The sequence below is a fragment of the Streptomyces liliiviolaceus genome, from assembly GCF_018070025.1.
GTDB lineage: Bacteria > Actinomycetota > Actinomycetes > Streptomycetales > Streptomycetaceae > Streptomyces > Streptomyces liliiviolaceus.
Window position 1 is genome coordinate 2,213,612 of the sequence record NZ_JAGPYQ010000002.1, and the last position, 22,544, is coordinate 2,236,155.

Annotated in this window: 21 protein-coding genes; 10 read left to right on the plus strand and 11 right to left on the minus strand. The window is 71.9% G+C overall.

Features of this window, described 5'->3' with window-relative positions:
- Positions 1-254 precede the first annotated feature (254 nt).
- Both J8N05_RS44965 and J8N05_RS44970 read left to right on the plus strand, forming a co-directional pair.
- Positions 255-839 (plus strand): sigma-70 family RNA polymerase sigma factor, encoded by a 585-nt coding sequence (locus J8N05_RS44965; RefSeq protein ID WP_210893622.1) that lies wholly within the window; start codon positions 255-257, stop codon positions 837-839.
- On the plus strand, positions 836-1,588 hold the full coding sequence (locus J8N05_RS44970) for an anti-sigma factor (protein ID WP_210893623.1): 753 nt from the start codon (positions 836-838) through the stop codon (positions 1,586-1,588). The genes J8N05_RS44965 and J8N05_RS44970 overlap by 4 nt, the downstream gene beginning before the upstream one ends.
- 81 nt (positions 1,589-1,669) lie before the next feature.
- On the opposite strand, the gene J8N05_RS44975 is transcribed toward J8N05_RS44970, so the two are convergent.
- The 5 genes from J8N05_RS44975 to J8N05_RS44995 all read right to left on the minus strand — a co-directional run bounded on the left by J8N05_RS44975 (position 1,670) and on the right by J8N05_RS44995 (position 7,161).
- The gene (locus tag J8N05_RS44975) at positions 1,670-2,476 is read right to left on the minus strand and encodes a DUF1295 domain-containing protein (protein ID WP_210893625.1); all 807 of its coding nucleotides are present in this window, start codon (positions 2,474-2,476) and stop codon (positions 1,670-1,672) included.
- Positions 2,473-3,783 (minus strand): SAM-dependent methyltransferase, encoded by a 1,311-nt coding sequence (locus J8N05_RS44980; RefSeq protein ID WP_210893627.1) that lies wholly within the window; start codon positions 3,781-3,783, stop codon positions 2,473-2,475. The genes J8N05_RS44975 and J8N05_RS44980 overlap by 4 nt, the downstream gene beginning before the upstream one ends.
- A complete protein-coding gene (locus tag J8N05_RS44985) occupies positions 3,780-5,048 on the minus strand; it encodes an SAM-dependent methyltransferase (RefSeq protein ID WP_210893629.1) in 1,269 nt (422 codons plus the stop codon). The genes J8N05_RS44980 and J8N05_RS44985 overlap by 4 nt, the downstream gene beginning before the upstream one ends.
- The gene (locus J8N05_RS44990; RefSeq protein WP_247707025.1) at positions 5,045-5,707 is read right to left on the minus strand and encodes a DUF1365 domain-containing protein; all 663 of its coding nucleotides are present in this window, start codon (positions 5,705-5,707) and stop codon (positions 5,045-5,047) included. Before J8N05_RS44990 ends, J8N05_RS44985 begins: the two co-directional genes overlap by 4 nt.
- 146 nt (positions 5,708-5,853) lie before the next feature.
- Positions 5,854-7,161 carry an NAD(P)/FAD-dependent oxidoreductase gene (locus tag J8N05_RS44995; protein WP_210894366.1) on the minus strand — a complete coding sequence of 436 codons (1,308 nt, stop codon included), beginning with the start codon at positions 7,159-7,161 and terminating at the stop codon, positions 5,854-5,856.
- A gap of 271 nt (positions 7,162-7,432) precedes the next feature.
- Here J8N05_RS44995 and J8N05_RS45000 point away from each other — a divergent pair, with 271 nt between their 5' ends.
- Positions 7,433-7,873: an SPW repeat protein gene (locus tag J8N05_RS45000; RefSeq protein WP_210893633.1), complete on the plus strand. Its 441-nt coding sequence runs from the start codon at positions 7,433-7,435 to the stop codon at positions 7,871-7,873.
- Between the two features lie 125 nt (positions 7,874-7,998).
- On the opposite strand, the gene J8N05_RS45005 is transcribed toward J8N05_RS45000, so the two are convergent.
- Positions 7,999-8,769 carry an ArsR/SmtB family transcription factor gene (locus J8N05_RS45005; protein WP_210894368.1) on the minus strand — a complete coding sequence of 257 codons (771 nt, stop codon included), beginning with the start codon at positions 8,767-8,769 and terminating at the stop codon, positions 7,999-8,001.
- A 185-nt stretch (positions 8,770-8,954) separates the two neighbouring features.
- On the opposite strand from J8N05_RS45005, the gene J8N05_RS45010 reads away from it, so the two are divergent.
- The 3 genes from J8N05_RS45010 (at position 8,955) to J8N05_RS45020 (ending at position 11,237) form a co-directional block, all read left to right on the plus strand.
- A complete protein-coding gene (locus J8N05_RS45010; protein WP_247706955.1) occupies positions 8,955-10,196 on the plus strand; it encodes an aminoglycoside phosphotransferase family protein in 1,242 nt (413 codons plus the stop codon).
- Between the two features lie 47 nt (positions 10,197-10,243).
- On the plus strand, positions 10,244-10,801 hold the full coding sequence (locus tag J8N05_RS45015) for a GNAT family N-acetyltransferase (protein ID WP_210893635.1): 558 nt from the start codon (positions 10,244-10,246) through the stop codon (positions 10,799-10,801).
- Between the two features lie 169 nt (positions 10,802-10,970).
- Positions 10,971-11,237 (plus strand): GlsB/YeaQ/YmgE family stress response membrane protein, encoded by a 267-nt coding sequence (locus J8N05_RS45020; protein ID WP_210893637.1) that lies wholly within the window; start codon positions 10,971-10,973, stop codon positions 11,235-11,237.
- An 85-nt stretch (positions 11,238-11,322) separates the two neighbouring features.
- On the opposite strand, the gene J8N05_RS45025 is transcribed toward J8N05_RS45020, so the two are convergent.
- The gene (locus J8N05_RS45025) at positions 11,323-12,102 is read right to left on the minus strand and encodes a GNAT family N-acetyltransferase (RefSeq protein WP_210893639.1); all 780 of its coding nucleotides are present in this window, start codon (positions 12,100-12,102) and stop codon (positions 11,323-11,325) included.
- A gap of 159 nt (positions 12,103-12,261) precedes the next feature.
- On the opposite strand from J8N05_RS45025, the gene J8N05_RS45030 reads away from it, so the two are divergent.
- Positions 12,262-13,494, plus strand: a complete 1,233-nt coding sequence (locus J8N05_RS45030; RefSeq protein WP_210893641.1) for an MFS transporter — start codon at positions 12,262-12,264, stop codon at positions 13,492-13,494.
- 61 nt (positions 13,495-13,555) lie between these two features.
- Entirely contained in the window at positions 13,556-14,683 is a 1,128-nt protein-coding gene (locus J8N05_RS45035; protein ID WP_247706956.1) for an acyltransferase family protein, read from the plus strand.
- On the opposite strand, the gene J8N05_RS45040 is transcribed toward J8N05_RS45035, so the two are convergent.
- Together J8N05_RS45040 and J8N05_RS45045 are read right to left on the minus strand one after the other, a co-directional pair.
- Positions 14,680-15,579: a GNAT family N-acetyltransferase gene (locus J8N05_RS45040; RefSeq protein ID WP_210893643.1), complete on the minus strand. Its 900-nt coding sequence runs from the start codon at positions 15,577-15,579 to the stop codon at positions 14,680-14,682. The two genes, J8N05_RS45035 and J8N05_RS45040, sit on opposite strands and share 4 nt — an antisense overlap.
- Positions 15,580-15,848: 269 nt before the next feature.
- Entirely contained in the window at positions 15,849-16,565 is a 717-nt protein-coding gene (locus tag J8N05_RS45045; RefSeq protein WP_210893645.1) for a chaplin, read from the minus strand.
- 324 nt (positions 16,566-16,889) lie between these two features.
- On the opposite strand from J8N05_RS45045, the gene J8N05_RS45050 reads away from it, so the two are divergent.
- Positions 16,890-18,506 carry an alpha/beta hydrolase gene (locus J8N05_RS45050; RefSeq protein ID WP_210893647.1) on the plus strand — a complete coding sequence of 539 codons (1,617 nt, stop codon included), beginning with the start codon at positions 16,890-16,892 and terminating at the stop codon, positions 18,504-18,506.
- 35 nt (positions 18,507-18,541) lie between these two features.
- Here J8N05_RS45050 and J8N05_RS45055 read toward each other — a convergent pair whose 3' ends face one another.
- Both J8N05_RS45055 and J8N05_RS45060 read right to left on the minus strand, forming a co-directional pair.
- Positions 18,542-19,804 carry an arginine deiminase gene (locus tag J8N05_RS45055; RefSeq protein ID WP_210893649.1) on the minus strand — a complete coding sequence of 421 codons (1,263 nt, stop codon included), beginning with the start codon at positions 19,802-19,804 and terminating at the stop codon, positions 18,542-18,544.
- Between the two features lie 37 nt (positions 19,805-19,841).
- A complete protein-coding gene (locus J8N05_RS45060; RefSeq protein WP_210893651.1) occupies positions 19,842-21,311 on the minus strand; it encodes a basic amino acid/polyamine antiporter in 1,470 nt (489 codons plus the stop codon).
- A gap of 126 nt (positions 21,312-21,437) precedes the next feature.
- On the opposite strand from J8N05_RS45060, the gene J8N05_RS45065 reads away from it, so the two are divergent.
- Positions 21,438-22,535 carry a baeRF3 domain-containing protein gene (locus J8N05_RS45065; RefSeq protein WP_210893653.1) on the plus strand — a complete coding sequence of 366 codons (1,098 nt, stop codon included), beginning with the start codon at positions 21,438-21,440 and terminating at the stop codon, positions 22,533-22,535.
- Positions 22,536-22,544 lie beyond the last annotated feature (9 nt).

Consider the following 22,544-nt stretch of genomic DNA (forward strand, 5'->3'; position numbering starts at 1 on the left):
GCCGCCGCTCCTTCGGACCCTCCTCCCGGGGCAGTCGGCTGTTCCGGGAGGGGAGGCCGCTCCGGCGTTCGGCCCGCCGGTGCGGCCCAGCAGTCCGGGGCTCCGTCCCAGACCATCGACGGCGCCCCGGGCTCGGGCTTCGGCCGACGCGTCCCGGCGGACGGACGGACAGAGAGATCCACCCCCGACCAATCCGCCGGTGCCCCGGCAACGGATTCCAGCCGTACGAAGCTCGCCTCCCGGAGGACCCCCTCGTGAAAGAAGCCGTGCACATCGGCAAGAACCCCTCGGCGGAGCCGGATCTGCAGGAGCTGATGGGCAGTGTCGCCCTCGGTGACCAGCAGGCCTTCGCCGGGCTCTACGACGTCGTGGCGGGTCCCGTCATCGGCGTCGTGCGCGGCGTGCTGCGCGATCAGGCCCAGTCGGAGGAAGTGGCCCAGGAAGTACTCGTCGAGGTGTGGCGGTCCGCCGCCCGCTACCGGCGCGAACGCGGTTCGGTCATCAACTGGGTGCTCACGCTCGCCCATCAGCGTGCCGTCGACCGGGTCCGCTCGGTCGAGGCTTCCGCCGCACGTGAGCACAGGGCGGCCCTGCTCGACCACGCCCCCGAGTACGACGAGGTGACGGAACAGGTGGAAGCCCGGCTGGAACGCGAACAGGTCCGACGCTGTCTGCGCACACTGACGGAACTGCAGCGTCAGTCGGTGACGCTCGCGTACTACCGCGGTATGACCTACCGCGAGGTGGCCGAGTCGCTGGCCCTGCCGCTCGGCACGGTCAAGACCCGGCTGCGCGACGGCCTGATCCGCCTGCGTGACTGCCTGGGGGTGACCGCATGAGCACGGTCGACCTGCACACACTGACGGGCGCGTACGCCCTGCACGCGCTCTCCGACGACGAGCGGAGCGAGTTCGAACGGCACGCCGCGGACTGCGAGGCCTGCACGCAGGAGGCCCTCGAACTGAGCGAGACCGCGGCCAGGCTCGGTCTGGCGGTCTCCGCCGCCTCGCCCGCCGCTCTCAAGAGCAAGGTCATGCGGCGGATCACGACGGTCCGCCAGGACAGCCCGCGCGTGGTGCCGCTGACGCGGCCCCCGGGCGGTGGCGTCCGGGCCCGCCGGCTCTCCCGGTGGGCGCTCGCCGCCTGTGCGGCCGGGGTGGCCGCGTTCGGCGGCACGACCGTGTGGCAGTACGACCGGGCGCAGGACGCGAACGAGCAGGCACGGCAGTCGGAGCAACGTACGGACGCGATCGCGTCGGTGCTGGCCGCCTCCGACGCCAGGACGAGCAGCGCCGAACTGGCGGACGGGGCCCGCGGCACGGTCGTGGTCTCCAAGAGCCGTGACGAGGCGGTCTTCATCGCCTCGGGCATGGCGGCCCCGCCGAGCGGCAAGGTCTATCAGCTGTGGTTCAACGACGACGGCACCATGCGGTCCGCCGGGTTGATGGACTCGCACCGGACGGCCGAGGCGGTCCTCCTGGAGGGGGACGTGGACAACGCGTCCGGCATGGGCATCACCGTCGAACCGGCCGGCGGCTCGGCCGAACCGACCTCGGATCCCGTCGCCCTCATGAAGTTCCCCGCCTGACCCCCGAACCGACTGTGCCGTTCCTTCCCCGGCGGGGGAGGGAACGGCACAGTCAGTCGTGGGCAGATCCTCAGGAGGACATCAGCCGAGCTTCTTCGGGGGGCGCGGGAAGAAGCCGCTGGTCCTCGCCCGGTACTCGGCGAATCCAGGACGTTCGGACATGTGCCGCTCCAGCATGGGCTTCCCGCTGCCGTTCATGAGCAGGAAGCTCATGACGAGAGGGGACACGACGCCCACCGCGGCGGCCACGCCCGAGTCGCAGGCCAGCAGAAACAGGCCCCACCACACGCAGAAGTCACCGAAGTAGTTGGGGTGCCGGGTCCAGCTCCACAGACCGCGGTCCATGATCTTTCCCCGGTTCGCGGGATCGGCCTTGAAGCGGGCGAGCTGGAAGTCGCCGACCGTCTCGAAGAACATCCCGAGCGCCCACAGCGCGACCCCGGCCCACACGAATCCGCTCAGGGAGCCGGACACGTACTGCGCGGCCTGGACCGGCAGGGACACCAGCCATACCAGGGCGCCCTGCAGCAGGTAGACCATGCGCAGCGCGTAGAGGTCGCGGTTGCCGGGGGCCTTGGCGAGCATCGCGTCGTAGCGCGGATCCTCGCCGTGGCCCCGGCCGCGCCAGGCGATGTGCGCGGCGAGGCGCAGCCCCCACACCGCGGTCAGTACGGTGACCAGGAGGCGTCGCCCGTCGTCCCCCTCACCGGCGGACGCGAGGTACGACACGAGGGCGACGGCGGTGAAGCCGAGCCCCCAGGCCACGTCCACCACGCGGTGCATGCCCTTGCGGACGGCGACGGCGAACGTGACGAGCATGACGGTCAGCGCGGCGCCGGCCGCGAAGGCGAGGTTCTGGGCGAAGGCCGCCCAGGGGAACCCGTTCATCGTGCGTCCAGGGCCGCGTACCAGGAGCGCTGCGAGGGCGGCATTCCGCTGTCCCCGCCCGGCGCGGGACGGGTGCTGAGGATCTGGTCGACGCCCATGCGTCCCTCCTCGAACGCGAGGGCGGAGCCGACCATGTACAGCCGCCACACCCGGGCGGTCTCCTCGCCGACGAGGCGCACGAACGCGTCCCAGTTGTCCTCAAGGGTGCGGTGCCAGCCCTCGATGGTGCGGACGTAGTGCTCGCGCATCGCCTCCACGGACCGTACTTCGAGTCCGGCGTCCTCCAGCAGGCCGACCGTCTGCCCCATGGGCCGCATGTGCATGTCGGGCGCGATGTACGCCTCGATGAACTCGCCGCCGCCCGGGGCGTTGCTGCCCCGCGACATCTGCTGGACGAGGACTCGGCCGCGCGGTCGCACCATGCGGTGCAGGGCGGCGGCGAACGCCGGGTACTCGGCGTCCCCCACGTGCTCGCCCATCTCGACCGTGGCGACCGCGTCGTAGTCGCCGCCCGTGATGTCGCGGTAGTCCTGGCACACCACGTCGACCTGGTCCTCCAGACCGCGCTCGCGGACCTGCTCCCGGATGTACGCGGCCTGTTCGCGGGCCAGGGTGACGGCGGTGACCTGCGCCTTGTGCTGTTCGGCGGCGTACAGGGTGAGGGAGCCCCAGCCGCAGCCGATGTCGAGCAGCCGGGCGCCCGGGACGAGATCGAGCTTGCGGCAGATCAGTTCCAGCTTGGCCCGCTGGGCGTCGGCGTCGGTGAACTCGGGATCGTCGCCGGCCCAGTAGCCGCACGAGTACGCCATGGTCTCGTCGAGGAGCAGCCGGTAGAAGTCGTTCGACAGGTCGTAGTGGTGGCTGATGGCGGCGCGGTCGCGGGCCTTGCTGTGCAGTCCGCCCCGCAGGCGTGCCTGGGAGGCGGGGGTGGCGGGGCGCGGGCCGACGGCTCCCAGCCGCAGGGCGGTCCCGGCCGCCCTGACGCGGTCGGCCGGGGTGAACCGGGGCGCGTGCACGCCCCGTTCGCGGACGGCTCCCCACATGGTCCGCAGCCCCTGGCCGAGGTCGCCCTCGACGTCGAGTTCGCCGGTGACGTAGGCCTGGGCCAGGCCCAGTTCGCCGGGCTGCCACAGCAGCCGGCGCAGGGCGCGCCGGGAGCGTACGACGACGACGGGGGCGCCGGCGGGGCCGGTCTCGCTGCCGTCCCAGGCGCGCAGCCGGACCGGGAGACGGCCGCCGAGCGCGTCCTCGGCCAGCGCGGCGAGCCGGTGGGCGGCCCCGGGTCGGGCGGGGCGGGCGGTACTCATCGGGACGGGTTCTCCTTCGTGAACAGGAAGTGCTGGACGTCGAGGTAGCCGGAGCGGAACCCGGCTTCCGAGTAGGACAGGTAGAAGGTCCACATCCGGCGGAAGGTCTCGTCGAAGCCGAGCGCGTCGACCTCGTCGGCGCGTTCGGTGAAGCGTTCACGCCACAGGCGGAGGGTCTCGGCGTAGTGCGCGCCGTGGGCGTCGCGCCGGGTGACGTCCAGCCGCGTGTGGTCGCGGACGGTCTCCTCGACCGCCTCGACGGAGGGCACCTGGCCGCCGGGGAAGATGTACTTCTGGATCCAGGTGAAGGTGTGCCGGGCGGCCATCATCCGCTCGTGCGGCATGGTGATGGCCTGGAGTGCGGCGCGTCCGCCGGGGGCCAGGCGGGCGTCGATCGTACGGAAGTAGACGGGCCAGAACTCGACGCCGACCGCCTCGATCATCTCGACGCTCACCACCGCGTCGTACGTCCCCGTGGCCTCGCGGTAGTCACACAGCTCGACGGAGACCCGGTCGGCGTGCCCGGCCTCGCGGATGCGCTCACGGGCCAGGTCGCGCTGCTCGCTGGAGAGGGTGAGGGAGGTGACGTGGGCGCCGCGGGCGGCGGCGCGCAGGGCCAGTTCGCCCCAGCCGGTGCCGATCTCAAGGAGCCGGGTGCCCTCGCCGACCTCGGCGAGGTCCAGGAGCCGGTCGATCTTCCGGTGCTGTGCGGTGGCCAGGAGCGGCCAGGTCGCGGGGAAGCCCCGGAAGAGGGCCGCCGAATAGCTGAGGGTGTCGTCCAGGAAGAGCGCGAACAGGTCGTTGGACAGGTCGTAGTGGCGGCTGATGTTGTCGCGGGCGCCGCCGGGTGTGTTGCGCTGGGCGCCCGGCTGCTTGGGGGCCCACAGTCCGCGCAGTCGCTGGAGCGGCGCGGGGATCAGCTCCGCGAGGCTGCCGGCGAGGACGGTGAGTGCGGCGACCAGGTCGGGCGCGTCCCACTCCCCCGCCATGTAGGACTCGCCGAAGCCGATCAGGCCCTGGGTGCCGATACGGCGGTGGAACGCCTCCGGGTCGTGGATCTCGACGAGCGGTCCGCCCGCGCCGAGCTGCGTCCCGTCGGGGAACCGCACGCGCAGCGGCAGGCGTTCGAGCGCTCGGCGCACCAGGGCCCGGGTGACAGCGGTCCGGGCGCGCGAGGCGCCCGGCCGGTCGACCACGTCCGGCCAGAGCTCGGGGTCCACGTCCATGCGCCGTCCGGCGATGGAGCCGGGCTCTGCTGTCCTCATTCGGCACTCTCCTGGGATCGATGACGGGGGCGGGGCTGGACGGGCAGTCCCCGCAGGAAAAGACGTATGCCGTGGAAGCGGATGGCGGCCGAGACGACCGCGGTGGACCACGGGTGGCGCAGGGCCTCGCGCACCAGCGCGCCCCGGGTGGCGGGGCGGCGGGTGCCGTGGACGGTCGCGGTGAACGGCCGGCCGCCCTCGCGCTCCAGCCGCACGCTCAGGTCGAGCCGGTCGTGCGGGGCGGGCAGGCGCATGCGGTAGGCGCCGTCGACGGGGAAGAACGGCGAGACGTAGAACTCCTTGTCGGTGCGCGCCACACCGGCCTCGTCGGGGGTCAGCAGATAGCTGTGCCGCTCCCCGTAGGTGTTGTGGACCTCGGCGACGACGCAGCGCAGCTCGCCCTGGGGGTCGTGGCACCAGTAGAGGCTGAGCGGGTTGAAGACATGGCCCAGTACGCGGGCGTGGGCGAGCATCACCACGGGCCCGCCCGCGAGGTCGACGCCGCGCGAGGCGAGGAAGCGGTCCAGGCCCGCGCGGATCGTCGGCGCGCCGCCGCCGAAGTGGTCGCGGGCGTCGAACCTGGCCAGCGGGCGCAGGTACCAAGGCAGTTCGGGCGGCCGGTCGGGGTCGATGAGCCACAGGTAGGTGCGGTGGCGCATGGAGTACCGGGTCGGGGCCGTACGGACGTGGGTGACCGTGCACGGGTAGAGGGCGGGCGTGGCGGTTCCCGGGCGGGGGCCGGACGCGCCGGTGCCGGGTCGCGGGGTCGGGGTGTCGGCGCCGGGGTGCGGGGCAGGTGTGCGGGTCACCAGGTCACCCCCAGCGCCTCGGCGGCCGTCACGCCGGAGCGGCAGCCGTCCTCGTGGAAACCCCAGCCGTGGTAGGCGCCGGCGTACGCGGTGACGGCGGTGTTCAGCGCGGGCAGCCGCCGCTGGGCGGCCACCGACTCGGGGGTGTAGACGGGGTGTTCGTACACCATGCGGGCGAGGACCTGGTCCGGGTCGACGCGGTCGAGACCGCCCAGGGTGACGACGTACGTCTCCGGTGCGTCGAGGCGCTGGAGCCGGCTCATGTCGTAGCTGACCCTGACCCGGTCGGCGCCCGCGGCGCACGACGGCATCAGGTAGTTCCACGAGGCGCGCGCTCCAGGGGCGCGCGGCAGCGGTGAGGTGTCGGTGTGCAGGAGGGTGGTGTTGCGGGAGTAGCGGAACGCGCCGAGCACCTCCCGCTCCTCGTCGGTGGGGTCGGCCAGCAGACGCAGCGCCTGGTCGGGGTGGGCGGCCAGCACCACCGAGTCGTACGTGTCGGTGGTGCCGTCCTCCGCGGTGATCTCGACACGGTCGTGGTGTCGGCGGATCGCGCGGACCGGGGTCGAGGTGTGCACCGCGTCGATGTGTTTGGCGACCCGGTCGACGTATGCGCGCGAGCCGCCGGTCACGGTGCGCCAGGCCGGCGAGCCGCCGATCGACAGCAGTCCGTGGTTCGCCAGGAACCGGAACAGATAGGCGGCCGGATACCGCTGGGCCGTCTCGGCGTCGCAGGACCACACCGCCGACACCATGGGGGTCATGAAGTGGGCGACGAAGTAGGCGGAGAATCGCTGCCGGGCCAGGAACTCGCCCAGGGTGAGGGTGTCGTCCTCTCCCCCGGTGCCCGCGTCCGCCCGGGCCAGCAGTCGCCGCGCGGCCCGGTGGAAGCGCGGCACCTCGGCGAGCATGCGCAGGTACCGGCCGCGCAGGGCGTTCCGGGGCTGGGCGAAGAGTCCCGCGGGGCCGAGCGCGCCCGCGTATTCGAGGCCGCAGCCGTCGCAGCGTACGGACATGCTCATCTCCGACTCCTGCGTGGCGACGCCGAGTTCGGTGAAGAGCCGGAGCAGGTTCGGATAGGTGCGGCGGTTGTGCACGATGAAGCCGGAGTCGACCCGGTGCACCCGGCCGTCCGACGAGGTCAGCTCATGGGTGTGGGCGTGTCCGCCGAGCCGCTCGTCCGCCTCGTACAGGGACACCCGGTGCGTACGTCCGAGGATGTACGCGGCGGTGAGCCCGGCGACGCCCGAGCCGACGACGGCCGTACGGATGGTCCGCCCCGGTATGTCCTCCCCGTCCCCCGCCATGGCGTCCCGTGACGCTGCTGCCATCGTGCTTCCTCCCAGCCGTCTCCACACGGAGTCGTCATGGGTATTCCGAAGCTGCGGCGGACCTGGATTGGCCTGGTGGCCTGCGGATATGCCCACGGGCCGGACCGCCCGCAGATATATCCGCAGATGTCTACACATAAGGGAAAAATAAGCGCAAACTGGATTCAAGCGGCGTCCGTCGCGGATCACCCGGTCGCGGCCGGGCCCGCGGAGACAGCGGAGACGGCAGAGACAAAGGAGTCGAGTCATGGCCAACGTCTCGAACACCAGAGGTGACATCACCCGTCACCCCGATGTGCCCGAGATGCGGGATCGCTATGCCCGCATGCTCGGTGGTCGCGATGTGGCGCTCGTGGACGGACCGGTGTTCCTGCTCGGTCTGTACTGCGCCGCCTCGCCGTGGATCCTCCACTACACGGCGAGCCAGCCCGCCATGATGACGCACAACCTCATCATGGGGATCGCCATCGGCCTGCTGGCTCTGGGATTCACCGTCAACCCGGCACGGATGTACGGCCTGAGCTGGGCCATGTGCGCCATGGGTGTGTGGATGATCGTGGCGCCCTGGATCGTGGGCAGCAGTCCCGACGCGGGTGTGGTGCTCAACAACATCGTGATCGGCGTCCTGGCGGTGGTCATGGGGTTCCTGTGCGCGACCGCCGCGGCGAAGAGCACACCGCAGACCTAGAGGACGGGACGGCGAGATAGGAACGGACGAGGACGGTCGGCCGGTCCGCGTGCCAGGCGCCGCGGACCGGCCGACGCACGACCTTCACCGCGCCCCCGACCAGCGCCCGCGATCAGTGCCCGCGATCAGTCCTCTGGGACCAGCCACGGCTCCTGCGGCAGCGGCTTTCCGGTTTCCAGGAGCGACTTCAGGTTGGCCAGGACGGCCGGCCAGCCGAGGGAGACCTGCTGGACCGCGGTCTCGTCGGCCAGGTCCTCGTGGGTGACGGTGAGCCGGACGATGTCGCCGTGCGGCTTGATGTCGTAGGTGACCCTTGAGTGCTTGTCCTGCTGCCCCTCCTCCTCGGGCGAGGCCCAGGTGGCCACCAGGCGGGTGGGCCGCTCGCTCTCCACGACGGTGCCGACCACGTCGGCGACGCCGGTTCCGTCCGTGCGCCGGTGCTCCCACCGCGAGCCGGGGCGCCAGTCCTCGGAGACGTTGCTGTGACCCCAGTAGGCGGCGGTCAGATCGGCGTCCGTGAGCGCGTCCCAGACCTTCTCCGGCGTACTGGCGATGTAGGTGACGTACACGAATGTCGGCTTGTCGCTCATGTCTTCCTCGGCTCGTCGCTTGAGTGCGCTCAGCGCGCGAAGGCGCGGACGCTCGAACTTGTCGATCCACCGCTCCTGGATCTCGTGGAGCGGTACGGGGTTGAGGTAGTGCAGCTTTTCCCGTCCCCGGCGGACGGTGGCGACCAGGTTGGCCGCCTCCAGTACGGACAGGTGCTGGGTCACCGACTGGCGGGTCATGTCGATGTGCTCGCAGAGCTCCCCCAGCGTCTGCCCGCCGTGCTCGTGCAGCCTGTCGAGCAGCCGTCTGCGTGTCCCGTCGGCCAGCGCCTTGAAGACCTGGTCCACCTCCGGGCCGTTGTTCGGGCCCGGCCCGCTCTCCGCCTCTGTTCCCTCATCCGATCTCACACTCAAAGTTATGCAGGCAATTGCCTGCATGTCAATCGGGGCAGGCCGGGCGGGGTACGGGGGCGGAGGGCGTCCGGGGACAAATTCGCTGGCCACGCCCGGCTCCGCTCGCTCACACTGTCGCGGTGAGCCGAACTTTCAGCGCGTGGGTGACGTCCGGTGAGGACTTTCTCGGAGTCGTCGGCCCCTTCGCCGTCGACGGACCGTGGTGGGCCCAGGTCGAACCGGTCGTCCTGCGACTGCGACAGGCCCTGAACGTAAGGGTGCTGGTACTGCGCCTCCTGTCCGTGGACGGTGGGGAGGGCGGGCGCGACGGCCATGTGACCTACCACGTCGAGGCGTTGGAGCGACCGCATGTGCTGCTCCGGCTCCCCGCCGACCCGGGGCTGCTGGTGGGCCAGGAGGCACTGCGGGCGCCATGGGCCGACATCGACGGGCTGCGGGGGCTCCTCGACTGGTCGACGCGCACCCTGGCCGCGGCGGGCCGGCCGGTGACCGGGCCTGTGGAGCAGACGCGCACCTGGAACCTCGCCGGGCTCTTCCGGCTGCCGACCGACCGCGGGACGGTCTGGCTCAAGGCCACCCCGGCCTTCGCCGCGGACGAGGCCGAGGTGATCGGCGCGTTCGCCCGCGCCGACCCGGGTCTCGTGCCCGCCGTCGTGGGCTCCGCCGAGGGGCGCTTACTGATGGAGCACGTCCCCGGCGAGGACTGCTGGCAGGCGTCGACACGGACGGCCGCCTCGGGGGTACGCCGGTTCGTCGCCGCGCAGGCGGCCCTCGCCCGCAGGCCTCGGGAACGACCCTCCTCCCTACCGGACCGCCGGGTGTCCGTCCTCGCCGAACGTGTGGGCCGGCTCCTCGACGGACCGGTGTCCGCCGAGCTGACCGCGCAAGAAGTCGATGCGGCAAGGAAGTTGGCCGATCGCTGGCGGCTGCTGGCGGAGTGCGGTCTGCCGGACACGGTCGTGCACGGCGACTTCCACCCCGGCAACTGGCGTGCCGGGGGCGGGCCGCCGGTCGTGGTCGACTTCGCCGACGCACACTGGGGCAACCCGGTCCTCGACGCTCTGCGCCTGTGCTCCTTCCTGCCCGGTCCGGTGCGCGCGAACACCGCGCGCGTCTGGGCCGGCGCGTGGCGGGAGCGAGTTCCGGACAGTGATCCGGCCCGCGCCCTGGCCCTCGCCGAACCGCTCGCGCCTCTCGCGTCCGCCCTGCGCTACCAGGAGTTCCTGGACGGCGTCGAACCGTCGGAAAGGGCCTACCACCAGGGCGATCCCGCGTCCGCGATCCGCGAGGCGGTACGCCGTGCGGCCGCCCCCGACCCCTGTCTCGCGGGACCGGGGCGCACCCTGGCGGGGTGGGCCTGAGCCACGCGCCCTTGGCCACCCACCCGTGCGCGGGGCAGGATCACCCCATGGACAGTCCGCTGACACTCGACGCCCCCTCACAGCTCCGTCTCGAAGGGGAGGGAGTTCACCTGCGCGAATGGTCCGAGGACGACCTGGACGCGCTGATCGCGCTGTACGACGACCCCGAGATCGCCCGCTGGACACCTGTGGCCTCGCCGTTCGACCCCACCGCGGCACAGATATATCTCGCCGAGGCGCAGGAGGCCCGGGCGCAGGGACGCAAGGTGCAGCTCGCGATCACCACGGACGGTGGCCTGCCACGGGGCGAGGTGCTGCTGTTCCCCAGCAAGGCCGACGAACGGGACGCCGAGATCGCGTACGGGGTCGGCGCCGCCCACCGCGGCCGGGGCCTGGCCTCCCGGGCCGTCCGGCTGCTCTCCGCCTACGCCCTGGGCCGTACGGGAGCCCGCCGCGTGGTGCTGTGCATCGAGGAGGCCAACGCGGCGAGTGCGGCCGTCGCCCTGCGCGCCGGATTCGTCCTCACCGACGACGAGCCCCTCCTGCGGATGTCACGAGGACGTGAGATCGCGCTGCGGACCTGGAGTCTCACCGGTACTCCCTGAGCGTCTGCGACCGGCAGCCCGCGCACTCGGGAGATGCGGAGGTCCCGCTTCCCGTCTGCTTCTCGTCTGCTTCTCGGCTGGCTGGCCGGTGAGTTGGGAAACGGCTCGGACTGCACTCGGCTCCAGGGGGAAGTCCTATTCGTAAGGAGTCCGACGAAGAGGGGCTGAGATGGAGATCTCGGGCATCATCAGTGCCATCGTGATCGGCATTGTCATCGGTGTGCTGGGCCGGCTCGTGGTTCCGGGCCGTCAGCGGATCGGCATTCTGTGGACGATCGCGGTGGGCATCGTGGCCGCACTCATCGGCTCGGCGCTCGCGAACGCGTTCGACGTGGGCGACACCGACGGGGTGGACTGGATCGAGTGGCTGATCCAGATCGGGCTCGCGGCGCTCGGTGTCGCGGCGCTGGACCGCTCGAAGGCGGGCCGTCGCTGACGCAAGCAGACACGGGAGCGGACGGCGGCGGCACACCGCACGCCGTTCGGACCCCCAGCGCGGCGTCACGGCTCCCGCCGGGGAGTCACGGCGCCGCGTGGACGTACGGGACGGTCGTGGTGAGCGGGGCGAAACCCAGCCGCTGGAGAATGGGGCGGCTCTGGTCGGAGGCGTCGACCTGGAGGTAGGGGTAGCCGCGGTCGACGGCGATCCGGGCGCGGTGGGCGATCAGCGCACGGTAGATGCCCCGGCCCCGCCAGGCCTCGACGGTGCCGCCGCCCCACAGCCCCGCGAACCGCGTGCCCGGGACGAGTTCCATCCGGGCCGAGCTGACCGGAAGGTCATCCGCGAGGGCCACGACCGCGACGACGGTGTTCGGAGCCTCGTCGAGCAGGTCGAGCAACTGGTGGCGCAGCGCGGTGCCGGGCGTGCCGAAGGCCTGCTCGTGGACGTCGACCATGAGGTCGACCCCGGCGGCGTCGGTGACGGGCCGCAGCTCGACACCCGGCGGTGGCTCGGCGTCGAGCTCCAGTTCCCCGGCCTCGATGACCATCAGGGTCTCCGCCGGTTCGGGGGTGAACCCGGCGGCCAGCAGGCGTTGCCCCAGATCCCGCGGCCCGTCGTGCCCGTACAGCTTCCACTCGAACTCGCGGCCGAGCCGTGCGAAGTAGCGTCGCTGCTCGGCGATCGCCGCGTCCGCGTCGGCCTCCGTGAGGTCCGACCAGAGCACTCCGTTCCAGCCCTGCTCCGATCCCACGTGCCGGACCACCCCGCCGACGCGCTCCACGACGGAGTCGGTGCCGAAGGGGCGCGCGTTCTCACGCATGTCCCGGTCGAACAGTGCCAGTACCGCTGTGTGATCCATCCCGCCACTCCAGCATCCGCGGACGGGCCGGGCAACGGAGTTTCGGGGCCGCGCGACCTCCGCAGTTCGCGTCGGCCGCCGCGCCCAGGGCCTGGATCGGCTCCCGGAGCGGGCTCATGCCTTGCCTTCACACTGATGTGAGTGTTCCAGCCTGGCCCGATGACGACCGCCTCTGTCTCCGGTGGCACCGGGACGCCCTCCGCCGCGCCACCGCTGCCGCTCTCCGGGCTGCTCGCGCTGTCCACGGCAGCCTTCACCGCCGTCCTGACGGAACTGCTTCCGGCGGGTCTGCTGCCCCGGATGGCTCCGGATCTCGGCGTCTCCGAGGCACGGGTGGGCTTCCTGGTCACCGGGTACGCCCTCGCGTCGTTCCTCGCCGCGATCCCGCTCACGGCCGCGCTGCGGGGGCTGCCCCGGCGCCCCGTGCTCATCGGCGCGCTCCTCGGCTTCGCGGCGGCCAACACCGTCACCGCCCTGTCCTCGTCGTACGGGCTGACGTTCGCCGCGCGGCTGACCGCCGGGGTCATGGGCGGGACGCTGTGGGCCATGCTCGTCGGGTACGCGGCCCGGATGGTGCCCGCGGAGCGGCGCGGCCGGGCCATCGCGATCGTCCTGGCGGGCATCACGCTCGCCCTCTCGCTGGGCCTTCCCGCGGGTACGGCGCTGGCCGGCGCGCTCGGCTGGCGTGCCGCGTTCGCCGCGCCCGCGGTGTCGGCCGTGCTGCTCGTGGTGTGGATACGGCGCCGGGTGCCGGGCTTCCCGGGCGAGCCGCCCGGACAGCGCGTGCCGCTGGTACGCGTCGCCGCGCTCCCCGGGATCTGCACGGTGCTGTCCGTCACGCTGGCGCTGCTCGTCGGCCATCAGGTGATGTACACGTACATCGCGCCCTTCGCGGAGGACGCCGGTTTCGGCCGGACGGCGCTCGTGCTGCTGGTGTTCGGTGCCGCGACCGTCGCCGGGATCTGGCTCACCGGCGTCCTGGTCGACCGGCACCTGCGGCGGACCCTGCTGGGAGCGCTCGCCCTGTTCGCGGCGGCGATGCTCGCGCTGGGTGCCTGGGCCGCGCATGCCGCCGTCGTGCCGGCGGCGGTCGCCCTGTGGGGTGTGGCGTTCGGCGGGGCTCCGACGCTGATCCAGACCGCCCTGGTCGACGCCTCCGGGACCGCGAACGCCGATGTGGCCACCTCGCTCCAGACCACCGTCTACAACGCGGGCATCGCGGCCGGTTCCCTCACCGGCGGGCTGGTCCTGGAGAGTTCCGGCTCCACGGCCCTGCCCTGGACGACGCTCCTGCTGGTCACCGTGGCCCTCGCGACCGTCGCCGCGGGCCGCCGCCGCGCCTTTCCGTCCGAACGCCCCTTCGGCGTACGTGCGAACGCGGGAGACGACTGAGCCGTACGTGAGGGGGCAGGCGGGAGAGATCGGCTCACCGCCACCGAGGCCAGGAGATGTGGTGCCGCACGATCTGTCAGCCCCCGCGCCGACCGCGCCACGGGACGGCCTCGGCGCGGCCCCGGCCAAGGCGGCGTCCGCCCGCAGGGATCCGTACTTCGACAACGCGAAGTACCTCACCATCGTGCTGGTGGCCTGTGGCCACGCCTGGGAGCCCCTGACCCACGGAAGCCGGTTCGCGACCGCCGCGTATCTGACCGTCTACGCCTTCCACATGCCCGCGTTCGCCCTCGTCTCCGGCTATTTCTCGCGGAGTTTCGACATGGCGCCGGGCCGGGTTCGGCGGCTCCTGACGAGTGTCGTCGTGCCGTATCTGGTCTTCGAGACCGCGTACACGCTGTTCTACCGGTGGGCGCAGGACGACCCCGGCTATCCGCTGAGTCTGCTGGACCCCTGGTACGTGATGTGGTTCCTGCTCGCGCTCTTCATCTGGCGGATCACCACTCCTCTCTGGCTGATGCTCCGTCATCCGGTCCTGGTCGCGATGGCGTTGGCCGTGCTGGCCGCCGTCTCGCCGGATCTGGGCGGGGACATCTCCATCCAGCGGGTCCTGGGGTTCCTGCCGTTCTTCGTGCTCGGTCTGACGTTGCGCGCCGAGCATTTCGAACGGCTGCGGACCTGGCGCGTACGGCTGTTCGCGCTGCCGGTGGGGGCCGCGGCGCTGGTCACCGCGTATCTGGTGGCGCCCTGGTTCGGCGCCGGCTGGCTCTACCACCGGGGCAGCGTCACGGGCCAGGGCGTACCGAACTGGGTGGGCCTGTTCACCACTCCGGCGCTGTTCTGCCTCGCCCTGGTCCTGACCGCCTGCTTCCTGTCCTGGGTCCCCGGACGGCACCTGTGGTGCACGGCGCTGGGCGCGGGCACGATGTACGGCTATCTGCTGCACGGTTTCGTCATCAAGGCGTCCCGCTTCTGGGACTGGTACGACCACCCCTGGCTGCACACCGCGCTCGGTGAACTGGCCGTCACCGCGGCCGCCGTGGGCCTCATCACCGCACTGTGCTCCGCCCCGGTCCGCCGGGTGTTCCGGTTCGCCGTCGAGCCACGCATGGAGTGGATGTTCCGGCGCCGCGACGAGGTCCCGCCGGGACGAACCCCCAGGACCCCCGGAACCCCCAAGGATGCCTAACCCAGTTCCAGCGTCGTGACCACGTACACGCGGTCCGTGGCGTAAGGCCGGACCGGACCCGTGTACATCCGGGCCGTCTCGAACGACGGGGTGAGGCCGTGCTCCTCGGCGAGGGCGACGGCCGACGTGTGCGTCTCGGGGATGTCGGCGCTGATGCGTCGGCCGCCGGATCCGGCGATCAGCGCGGTGAAGAGCGCGCGGGCGTCGTCCGGGGTGTCCGCGAACAGCGGGCCCATGCGCAGGGAGTCGGCGGCGGGCCGGAGCACGCCGTAGCCGGTGAGCCGCCCGTCGACCACCCGGACCAGGGCGCGGTGCCCGGGGGCACCGAGCCAACTCGCCACGAAGCGCGGCCGGTCGGCGGGGTGACAGCCGCTGTCGTACGCGACGACCGCGTCGAGGTCGGCCGCCTCCGCGTCGCGCACGCCGGAAGCGGCGGCCGTGGCGGCGGTCGCGCCGGCCGCGCCCGCGGTCGGGACTCCGCCGAACCGGAAGGTCTTGTGGGCGAGTTCGAACCCCGACTTCCGGTAGTTGCCCTGCTGCGCGACCACGCCGTCCAGGCCGACGGTCCGCCCGCCCGCGTGCGCGAGGGCCGTCCTCCAGGTGGTGATCCCGTGGCCGCGGCCGCGCAGGTCCGGGCAGACGAGGTAGCAGCCCAGGAAGGCGTAGTCGGCGCCGTGGTTGACGACGGAGATCGCCGAGACCGGTTCGCCGTCGATCCGGCCGAGGAAGAAGCCCTCCGGGTCCTGGGCGAAGAAGCACGGCCCGTCCGACTCGCCCGGGTCCCAGCCCTCCGCCCTCGCCCAGGCCTTGATCACCGGCCAGTCGTCGAGGGCGGCCCGGGTGACGACAAGGCCTTCGGGGTGCGAAGAGGGGGAGATCGAAGAGGGTGAGGTCATCGAGCCGCTCCGTTCATGACCGGGCACACACGACAAGGGCCTGTCGTCAAATTCCCGGCGTCCGCCCGGAGGGCGGGCCGGGCGGCGTCTGGTGCGTGCTCTCGGTGTGCCGGGCGGAAGTCCGCGTACTGGACGTACTCGGGCTTTCGCCCGGTGCGGCGAGAGTGCGTGCCAGGCGTCGCCCGGCAGGCGGGAATTTGACGACAGGCCCTAGGGCACCGTACGGGTCCGGGCTCGTGCCCGGACCCGTACGTGCCGGTGACTTCGGGTCAGTGCCCGTCCCGGCGCCCCGACCGCTGTGCGGCGGGCCGGAAACGGCGGTGCAGCGCGACTCCGCCCAGCAGCAGCGCGGCGCTCGCGGCGGCCGTCGGACCCATCAGGTCCGTACCGGTCTGCGCCAGGGCGGCCCTGGGGACCGCCTGCGGCAGGATCTGCGGCCCCTCGGCCTCCACCGGGTCCGCGGGGTCGGCGGGGTCGGCCGGGTCCACGGGCGGCTCCGACGGCTGGGCAGGCTTCGGACCGGACGGCGTCTGAGGGACCTGCGGCCCCTCGCCCGAGGTGTTCGTGGATTCGTTGCCGACGGCGGGGTTGCCGATGCCGACCACGCTCACCGAGTTGCCGGTGACGTTCACGGGGAGCTGGACCGGGAGGTGCACGCCGTTGCCGGAGATCAGGCCCGGGGAGTCCTTCTCGGCGCCCTCGGCGACCGCGCCCGCGGAGCCGTCGTGGCCGCTTCCCTTGCCGCCGCCCTCGCTGGCGCAGCTGTTGCCGGCCGCGGGGTTGAGGAGCCCGACCACGTTCACGGTGTTCCCGCACGCGTTCACCGGCACGTCGACCGGGAGCTGGATGGTGTTGCCGGAGATCACCCCGGGCGAGTGGGCCGTGCCGCCGTCGGCCGCGGAGTCCGCGTACGCCGGCATGGTCACGCCCACGGCGCCGGAGGCGGCGGCCACGATGATCAAACCACTTCGGGCAACCCGTTTCATAGGTTCCCTGCCTTCCAGGACATGATCGCGAGCAGGCGCCCGCACCGTTTAAACGCGGGCAAACCACTCAGGTTATGGCTGATCCGGCAAACGCCCCCCTTCGAGCGGACGACCGAACGCGGCCGAGCGGGCGGCCACTGAGCGGGCGTTGGCCGGGCGGGCGGCGACCGAGCGGACGTTGGCCGAGCAGGCGCTGGCCGAGCGGGGGCGCAGGATAAGGCCTGGTCCGGCGCCCCGCTCGCCGAGAGGCGTGGCCGCGGGTGCCCCCTTATCGTGATCGAGGGGAAGATCCCGGCCGTGGGCCGGGGCGTCCCGGGAGGCCTGATGCTGTCAACGCGCCAACGCCGTGCCTTCACCTGTGCCATGACGCTGGCCCTGCTGGGAGCAGGGCTGCCGTCGGTGGCCGCGGCCGCCGCCGACCGACCCGACCTGTCCCGCTTCCACGACCAGACCATCAAGTGGTCGGCCTGCCCGGGCGACGGACTGCCCGACGGCCTGCAGTGCGGGAAGGTGACCGTCCCCGTCGACTACGCGAACCCCACAGGCGGGACGCTCGACCTGGCCATGGCCAGATTCCGGGCGACCGGCAAGTCCAGAGGCTCGGTGCTGCTGAACTTCGGCGGCCCCGGCGGTCCGGGAGTCGGCGAACTCGCCGACGGCGGCAAGGACTTCATGGGGCTCACGAACGGCTACGACGTGGTGACCTTCGATCCGCGCGGCGTCGGCAGGAGCTCGCCGGTCAGCTGCGGCGAGGGCATGGACGACGGAACGCAGGCCCCCGACCCCGACGCGGAGACCGGGGCCGAGGCGGAAGCGGACGAGAGCGACGATCCGAGGGCCGCACTCGAAGTGCTGCGCGAGCTCGCCGCGGACTGCGTCGAGCACTCCGGGCCGGTGCTTCGGCACATCGGCACGGTCGACGCCTCGCGCGACCTCGACGTGATGCGGGCGGCCCTCGGCGACAAGAAGCTCAACTACCTCGGGTTCTCGTACGGGACGCGGCTGGGCGCGGTGTACGCGGCCCAGTTCCCCGACAGGACCGGCCGTATGGTCCTCGACGGCGTGGACACCCTCACCGAACCGCTCAGCGAGCAGGGCGTCACCGGCGCCCAGGGCCAGCAGACCGCCCTGGAGGACTTCCTCGACTGGTGCACCGAGGACGTCGACTGCGCGTTCGGCCAGGACCCGCGCTCGGCCCGGGAGGAGGTGCTGCGGCTGATCGGCTCACTCGACGCGGACCCGGTGCCGTCGGACTTCGGCATACCGTTCTCCGGCCAGGACCTGGTGGGCGCGATAGGCCAGGCCCTCTACAGCAAGGAGCTGTGGCCGGCCCTGTCGCACGCGCTCACTTCGCTGGTCCAGGACGGGGACACACGGGGCATCATGGGGTTCTACGTGGGCGGCAGTGCGCTCCCGCGCAACGAACTCCCCCACAAGGACCTCTCCCGTCCGGGTCTCCCCCGTGAGGACGGCGGTCTCGTCGACGAGGGCGAGATCCCGCTCGACAACCTCCCGGCCGCGCTCATGGCCGTCAACTGCGCCGACGACCCCGACCGGCCCACCGCCGACCAGGTAGTCGGGAATCTCGGCAGGCTGCGTGCCGCGTACGAGCAGGCGTCTCCGGTCTTCGGCCGGTACCGGCTGGCCCAGGCCCTGATGTGCTACGGACGCCCCAAGGGCACCTCGTACATCCGCGACGAGGTACGGGACGTCGACACCCCGAAGATGCTCCTCGTCGGGACCCGCGGCGACCCCGCCACGCCGTACCGCTGGACCACCGAGACCGCGGACCGGCTCGGCCCGTCGGCCGTCGTCCTCGACAACAAGGGCGAGGGCCACACCGGTTACTCCTCGTCGAAGTGCGTGCACCGGAAGATCGACGACTTCCTGCTGTACGGGCGACTGCCGGCCGACGGCAGCTCGTGCGGCTCGGAGGAGTGAGCCACGTACACGTACGACACACGCGGGCGGCCGGTTCAGAAGTCGACCGGGTCGCGGACGATCGGGCACGTCATGCAGTGCCCGCCGCCCCTCCCCCGCCCCAGCTCGGCGCCGACGATGGTGATGACCTCGACGCCCGCCTCGCGCAGCAGGGCGTTGGTCTGGGTGTTGCGGTCGTACGTGAACACCACGCCGGGCTCAAGCGCGACGGCGTTGTTGCCGCTGTCCCACTGCTGGCGCTCCGAGGCGTAGACGTCGCCGCCCGTCTCGACGACCCGCAGTGCGGGAAGTCCGAGGGCCTTGGCCACGACGTCCACGAAGGGGCGGGAGCCCTCGTCGGTCAGTTCGACGCCGGGTGCCTTGTCGGCGGGCCGCAGGGAGAAGGTGTGGACCTTGTCCATGATGGTCGGGTACAGGGTCACGAGGTCGCGGTCGGCGAAGGTGAACACGGTGTCGAGGTGCATCGCGGACCGCAGTCTGGGCATGCCCGCGACGATCACGTGCTCGGCGGCCCCCTGGGCGAACAGGGCGGCCGCGACCTGGGTGATGGCCTGGCGGGAGGTGCGCTCGCTCATGCCCATGAGGACCACGCCGTTGCCGACGGGCATGATGTCGCCGCCCTCGAACGTGGCCTGCCCCCAGTCGAGTTCGGGATCCCCCCACCACACCGTGGAGCCCCGGTAGTCCGGGTGGAAGGTGTAGATCGCCTTCATGAGGAGCGTCTCGTCGTGCCGGGCGGGCCAGTACAGCGGGTTGAAGGTGAGCCCGCCGTAGAGCCAGCAGGTCGTGTCCCGGGTGTAGAGGGTGTTCGGCAGCGGCGGCATCAAGTACTCGCGTGCGCCGGTCGATTCGCGGGCCAGCGCCACGTAGCCGTCGCGGAACTCGTCGGGCAGGTCGACGGTGGACAGGCCGCCGATCAGGTACTCGGCGAGTCCGCGGGGCTCCAGTGACTCCAGGAAGGCGCGGGTGTCGTCGAGGAGTCCGAGGCCGACCTCGTTCGCGGTGATCTTCCGGTCGAGCAGCCAGTCGCGTGCCTGCGGGTCGGCGACGGTCTGTGCGAGCAGGTCGTGCAGTTCGACGACGTCGACGTCCCGTTCGCGCATCTTGTCGACGAAGTCGGCGTGGTCGCGCTGGGCGTTCTCCACCCACATGACGTCGTCGAAGAGCAGGTCGTCGGAGTTGGTGGGGGTGAGTCTGCGGTGGGCGAGGCCGGGTGCGCAGACCAGTACCTTGCGCAGTCTGCCGACCTCGGAGTGGACGCCGTACGCGGGCCGGGTCGGGGTGTCCTGTGGGGTCACGGGCTGCCTTTCGCGGAGTGGGTCCGGGTCTGCGGGGTCAGAGGCTGATCCAGCCGCGCGCGAGCGCGACGACGCCCACGACGGCCCCGGCCACCGAGACCGCGAGGATGACGAGTTCGCGGGGCGAGAAGAGCCGGCGGCCCTGTTCACGGCGGGCCATGACGAACAGGATCGTGGCGGGGGCGTAGACGATGAGGGACACGAGGAGGTACTTGAGGCCGGCCGCGTAGATGAGGAACGCGGTGTAGACGGTGGCCAGGGCGGCGACCGGGAGGTCCCACCGGCCCGCGCCGCCGGACCGCGCGACCATGACGGCGAACGCGGCGGCCAGCAGGAACGGGATGAGGGTCAGGGCGCTGGTCAGATCGAGCGCGAAGTTGAACGCGTCGTCCGAGAAGAGCGTGACGACGAGCACGATCTGGGTCAGCACGGTGGTGATCAGCAGGGCGGGCACGGGCACGTCGGCCGCCGTGGAGCGCCCCAGGAAGCGGGGCATGTCCTCGTCCTTCGCGGCGACGAAGAGCACTTCGGCGGCCATCAGGGTCCAGGCGAGGTAGGCGCCGAGGACGGAGACGATCAGGCCGACGCTGACGAACACCTTGCCCCAGGTGCCGACCGCCTCCTCCAGGACGCCCGCCATGGACGGCTGCCGCAGCTCGGCGATCTCGCTCATCGGCAGGATGCCGTACGACACGACGGTGACCGAGGCGAAGATCGCGAAGACGCTGAGGAAGCCCAGGACGGTCGCGCGTCCGACGTCCTCGCGGCGTCTGGCGTGCCGGGAGTAGACGCTGGCGCCCTCGACCCCGAGGAACACGAAGACCGTGGCCAGCATGGTGCCCTTGACCTGCTGGAACAGTGATCCGGCGTAGTCGGCGCCGGTGAAGTTCTCGGCGAAGACACTGGGCTTGAGGCAGAACAGCGCGATGAGGACGAAGACCAGGATGGGCACGACCTTGGCGACCGTGACGATCCGGTTGATGGCCGCGGCCTCCTTGACCCCGCGGCTGATGAGCAGGAAGAACGCCCACAGGCCGGCGGAGGAGAGCAGCATGGCGAGGACCGTGTCGCCGTCGCCGAGCGCCGGGGCGATCGCCCCGATCGTCGACATGATGAGGACCCAGTACGTCACGTTGCCGACGCAGGCGCTCGCCCAGTAGCCGAAGGCGGCGAAGAAGCCGAGGTACTCGCCGAAGCCCGCCTTCGCGTAGGCGTAGACACCGGCGTCGAGGTCGGGTCTGCGCAGCGCGAGCCGCTGGAAGACGAAGGCCAGCATGAGCATGCCGGCGCCGGCCACCGCCCAGGCGATGAGCGCGCCGGCCACGCCGGTCTCCTGGCCGAAGCGGCGGGGCAGCGAGAAGACGCCCGCACCGACCATGGAGCCGACGACCATCGTGGTCAGCGTGGGCAGGGTCAGTTTGGCTGCGGATGTCCGGGGCTCGGTTCCGTTTCCGGTCCCGTTTCCGGCCCCGGTTCCGGTCCCTTTTCCGGTCTCGGCCTGGCTCATGGAGGTCCTCGGGCGTGGCAGGGAGACACGACGCGACTGCCCGGTGACATTAACAGCGAATTGCCCCCTTTGCCCGACCTGATTCCTCCGCATGACTCGCCGCCGATTCAGTCATATGGTGCATCTATGGAGCATCTTCTGAGCCCCGCCACCCTCACCGAGCTGCGCCGGCCGCGGCCCTACCCGGCGGTGTCGGTGCTGACGCCGACCCACCGCAGGGAGCCCGACAACGCGCAGGACCCCGTCCGGTTGCGCAATGTGCTGGCCGAGGCGAAGAAGCAACTGGAGGCCGATCCCGCGGTCACCCGTGAGCGGCGGACGGACGTCGTCGAGCAGCTCGAACAGGCGCTGGCGGAGGTCGATCTGAGCCACTCCGAGGACGGCCTCGCGATCTTCGCGGCCCCCGGGGAGCACCAGGTGTGGTCGCTGGCCCGGACCGTTCCTGAGCGCGTCGTCCTGTCGGACACGTTCCTGACCCGCAATCTCGTCGCCGCGCAGGCCGCCGAGAGCCCGTTCTGGGTGCTGACGGTCTCCGCCGACCGGATCTCGCTGTGGAGCGGCGGCGCGGAACGCGTCACCGAGGCGGCGACGGCGGGCTTCCCGATGGCGCGGAGCCTGGAACCGCAGGACGTCGAGCGCGAGGAACGGGTCGGCGAGGTGCCCAGCACCTTCCGCGACGAGGAGACACGTCACTTCCTGCGGGACGCGGACACCGTCCTCGCCGCCGTCCTGCGCTCCGACCCGCGGCCCGTGTACGTGGCCGGTGAACAGGCCGCGCTCTCACTCCTCGGCGAGGTCGGCAACGTCACCAAGGACGCCGTTCACGTGCCGCACGGCGGTCTCGGGCACGCCGGGGCCGAGGCGGTGTGGCAGGCGGTCCGTCCGCTGGTCACGGCCGAGGACCGGAGGAACGTCGAGAACGTGACGGCCGAACTGGAGAACGCCAAGGGCCGCCGGGCGTTCGCGGCGGGCGTCGACGAGCTCTGGCAGCACGCGACCGCCGGCCGCGTGGGTCTGCTGGCCGTCGAGGAGAACTACCGGGTGACGGTACGCGACGACGGCGGCGACCATCTCGTGCCGGCCGACGGCGACGATCTCGACGCCCGGCACGACATCGTGGACGAGATCGTCGAGCAGTGCCTGGACACCGGCGCGCAGGTCCGCTTCGTTCCGGACGGGACGCTGGCCGAGGCGCGGGGCATCGCGGGTGTGCTCCGGTACTGAGGGCCGCTG

Coding starts and splice junctions, on each gene's coding strand:
- J8N05_RS44970 (WP_210893623.1), top strand. CDS start 836: ATGAGCACGGTCGACCTGCACACACTGACGGGCGCGTACGCCCTGCAC.
- J8N05_RS44975 (WP_210893625.1), bottom strand. CDS start 2,476: ATGAACGGGTTCCCCTGGGCGGCCTTCGCCCAGAACCTCGCCTTCGCG.
- J8N05_RS44980 (WP_210893627.1), bottom strand. CDS start 3,783: ATGAGTACCGCCCGCCCCGCCCGACCCGGGGCCGCCCACCGGCTCGCC.
- J8N05_RS44985 (WP_210893629.1), bottom strand. CDS start 5,048: ATGAGGACAGCAGAGCCCGGCTCCATCGCCGGACGGCGCATGGACGTG.
- J8N05_RS44990 (WP_247707025.1), bottom strand. CDS start 5,707: ATGCGCCACCGCACCTACCTGTGGCTCATCGACCCCGACCGGCCGCCC.
- J8N05_RS44995 (WP_210894366.1), bottom strand. CDS start 7,161: ATGGCGGGGGACGGGGAGGACATACCGGGGCGGACCATCCGTACGGCC.
- J8N05_RS45000 (WP_210893633.1), top strand. CDS start 7,433: ATGGCCAACGTCTCGAACACCAGAGGTGACATCACCCGTCACCCCGAT.
- J8N05_RS45015 (WP_210893635.1), top strand. CDS start 10,244: ATGGACAGTCCGCTGACACTCGACGCCCCCTCACAGCTCCGTCTCGAA.
- J8N05_RS45020 (WP_210893637.1), top strand. CDS start 10,971: ATGGAGATCTCGGGCATCATCAGTGCCATCGTGATCGGCATTGTCATC.
- J8N05_RS45025 (WP_210893639.1), bottom strand. CDS start 12,102: ATGGATCACACAGCGGTACTGGCACTGTTCGACCGGGACATGCGTGAG.
- J8N05_RS45030 (WP_210893641.1), top strand. CDS start 12,262: ATGACGACCGCCTCTGTCTCCGGTGGCACCGGGACGCCCTCCGCCGCG.
- J8N05_RS45040 (WP_210893643.1), bottom strand. CDS start 15,579: ATGACCTCACCCTCTTCGATCTCCCCCTCTTCGCACCCCGAAGGCCTT.
- J8N05_RS45045 (WP_210893645.1), bottom strand. CDS start 16,565: ATGAAACGGGTTGCCCGAAGTGGTTTGATCATCGTGGCCGCCGCCTCC.
- J8N05_RS45050 (WP_210893647.1), top strand. CDS start 16,890: ATGCTGTCAACGCGCCAACGCCGTGCCTTCACCTGTGCCATGACGCTG.
- J8N05_RS45060 (WP_210893651.1), bottom strand. CDS start 21,311: ATGAGCCAGGCCGAGACCGGAAAAGGGACCGGAACCGGGGCCGGAAAC.
- J8N05_RS45065 (WP_210893653.1), top strand. CDS start 21,438: ATGGAGCATCTTCTGAGCCCCGCCACCCTCACCGAGCTGCGCCGGCCG.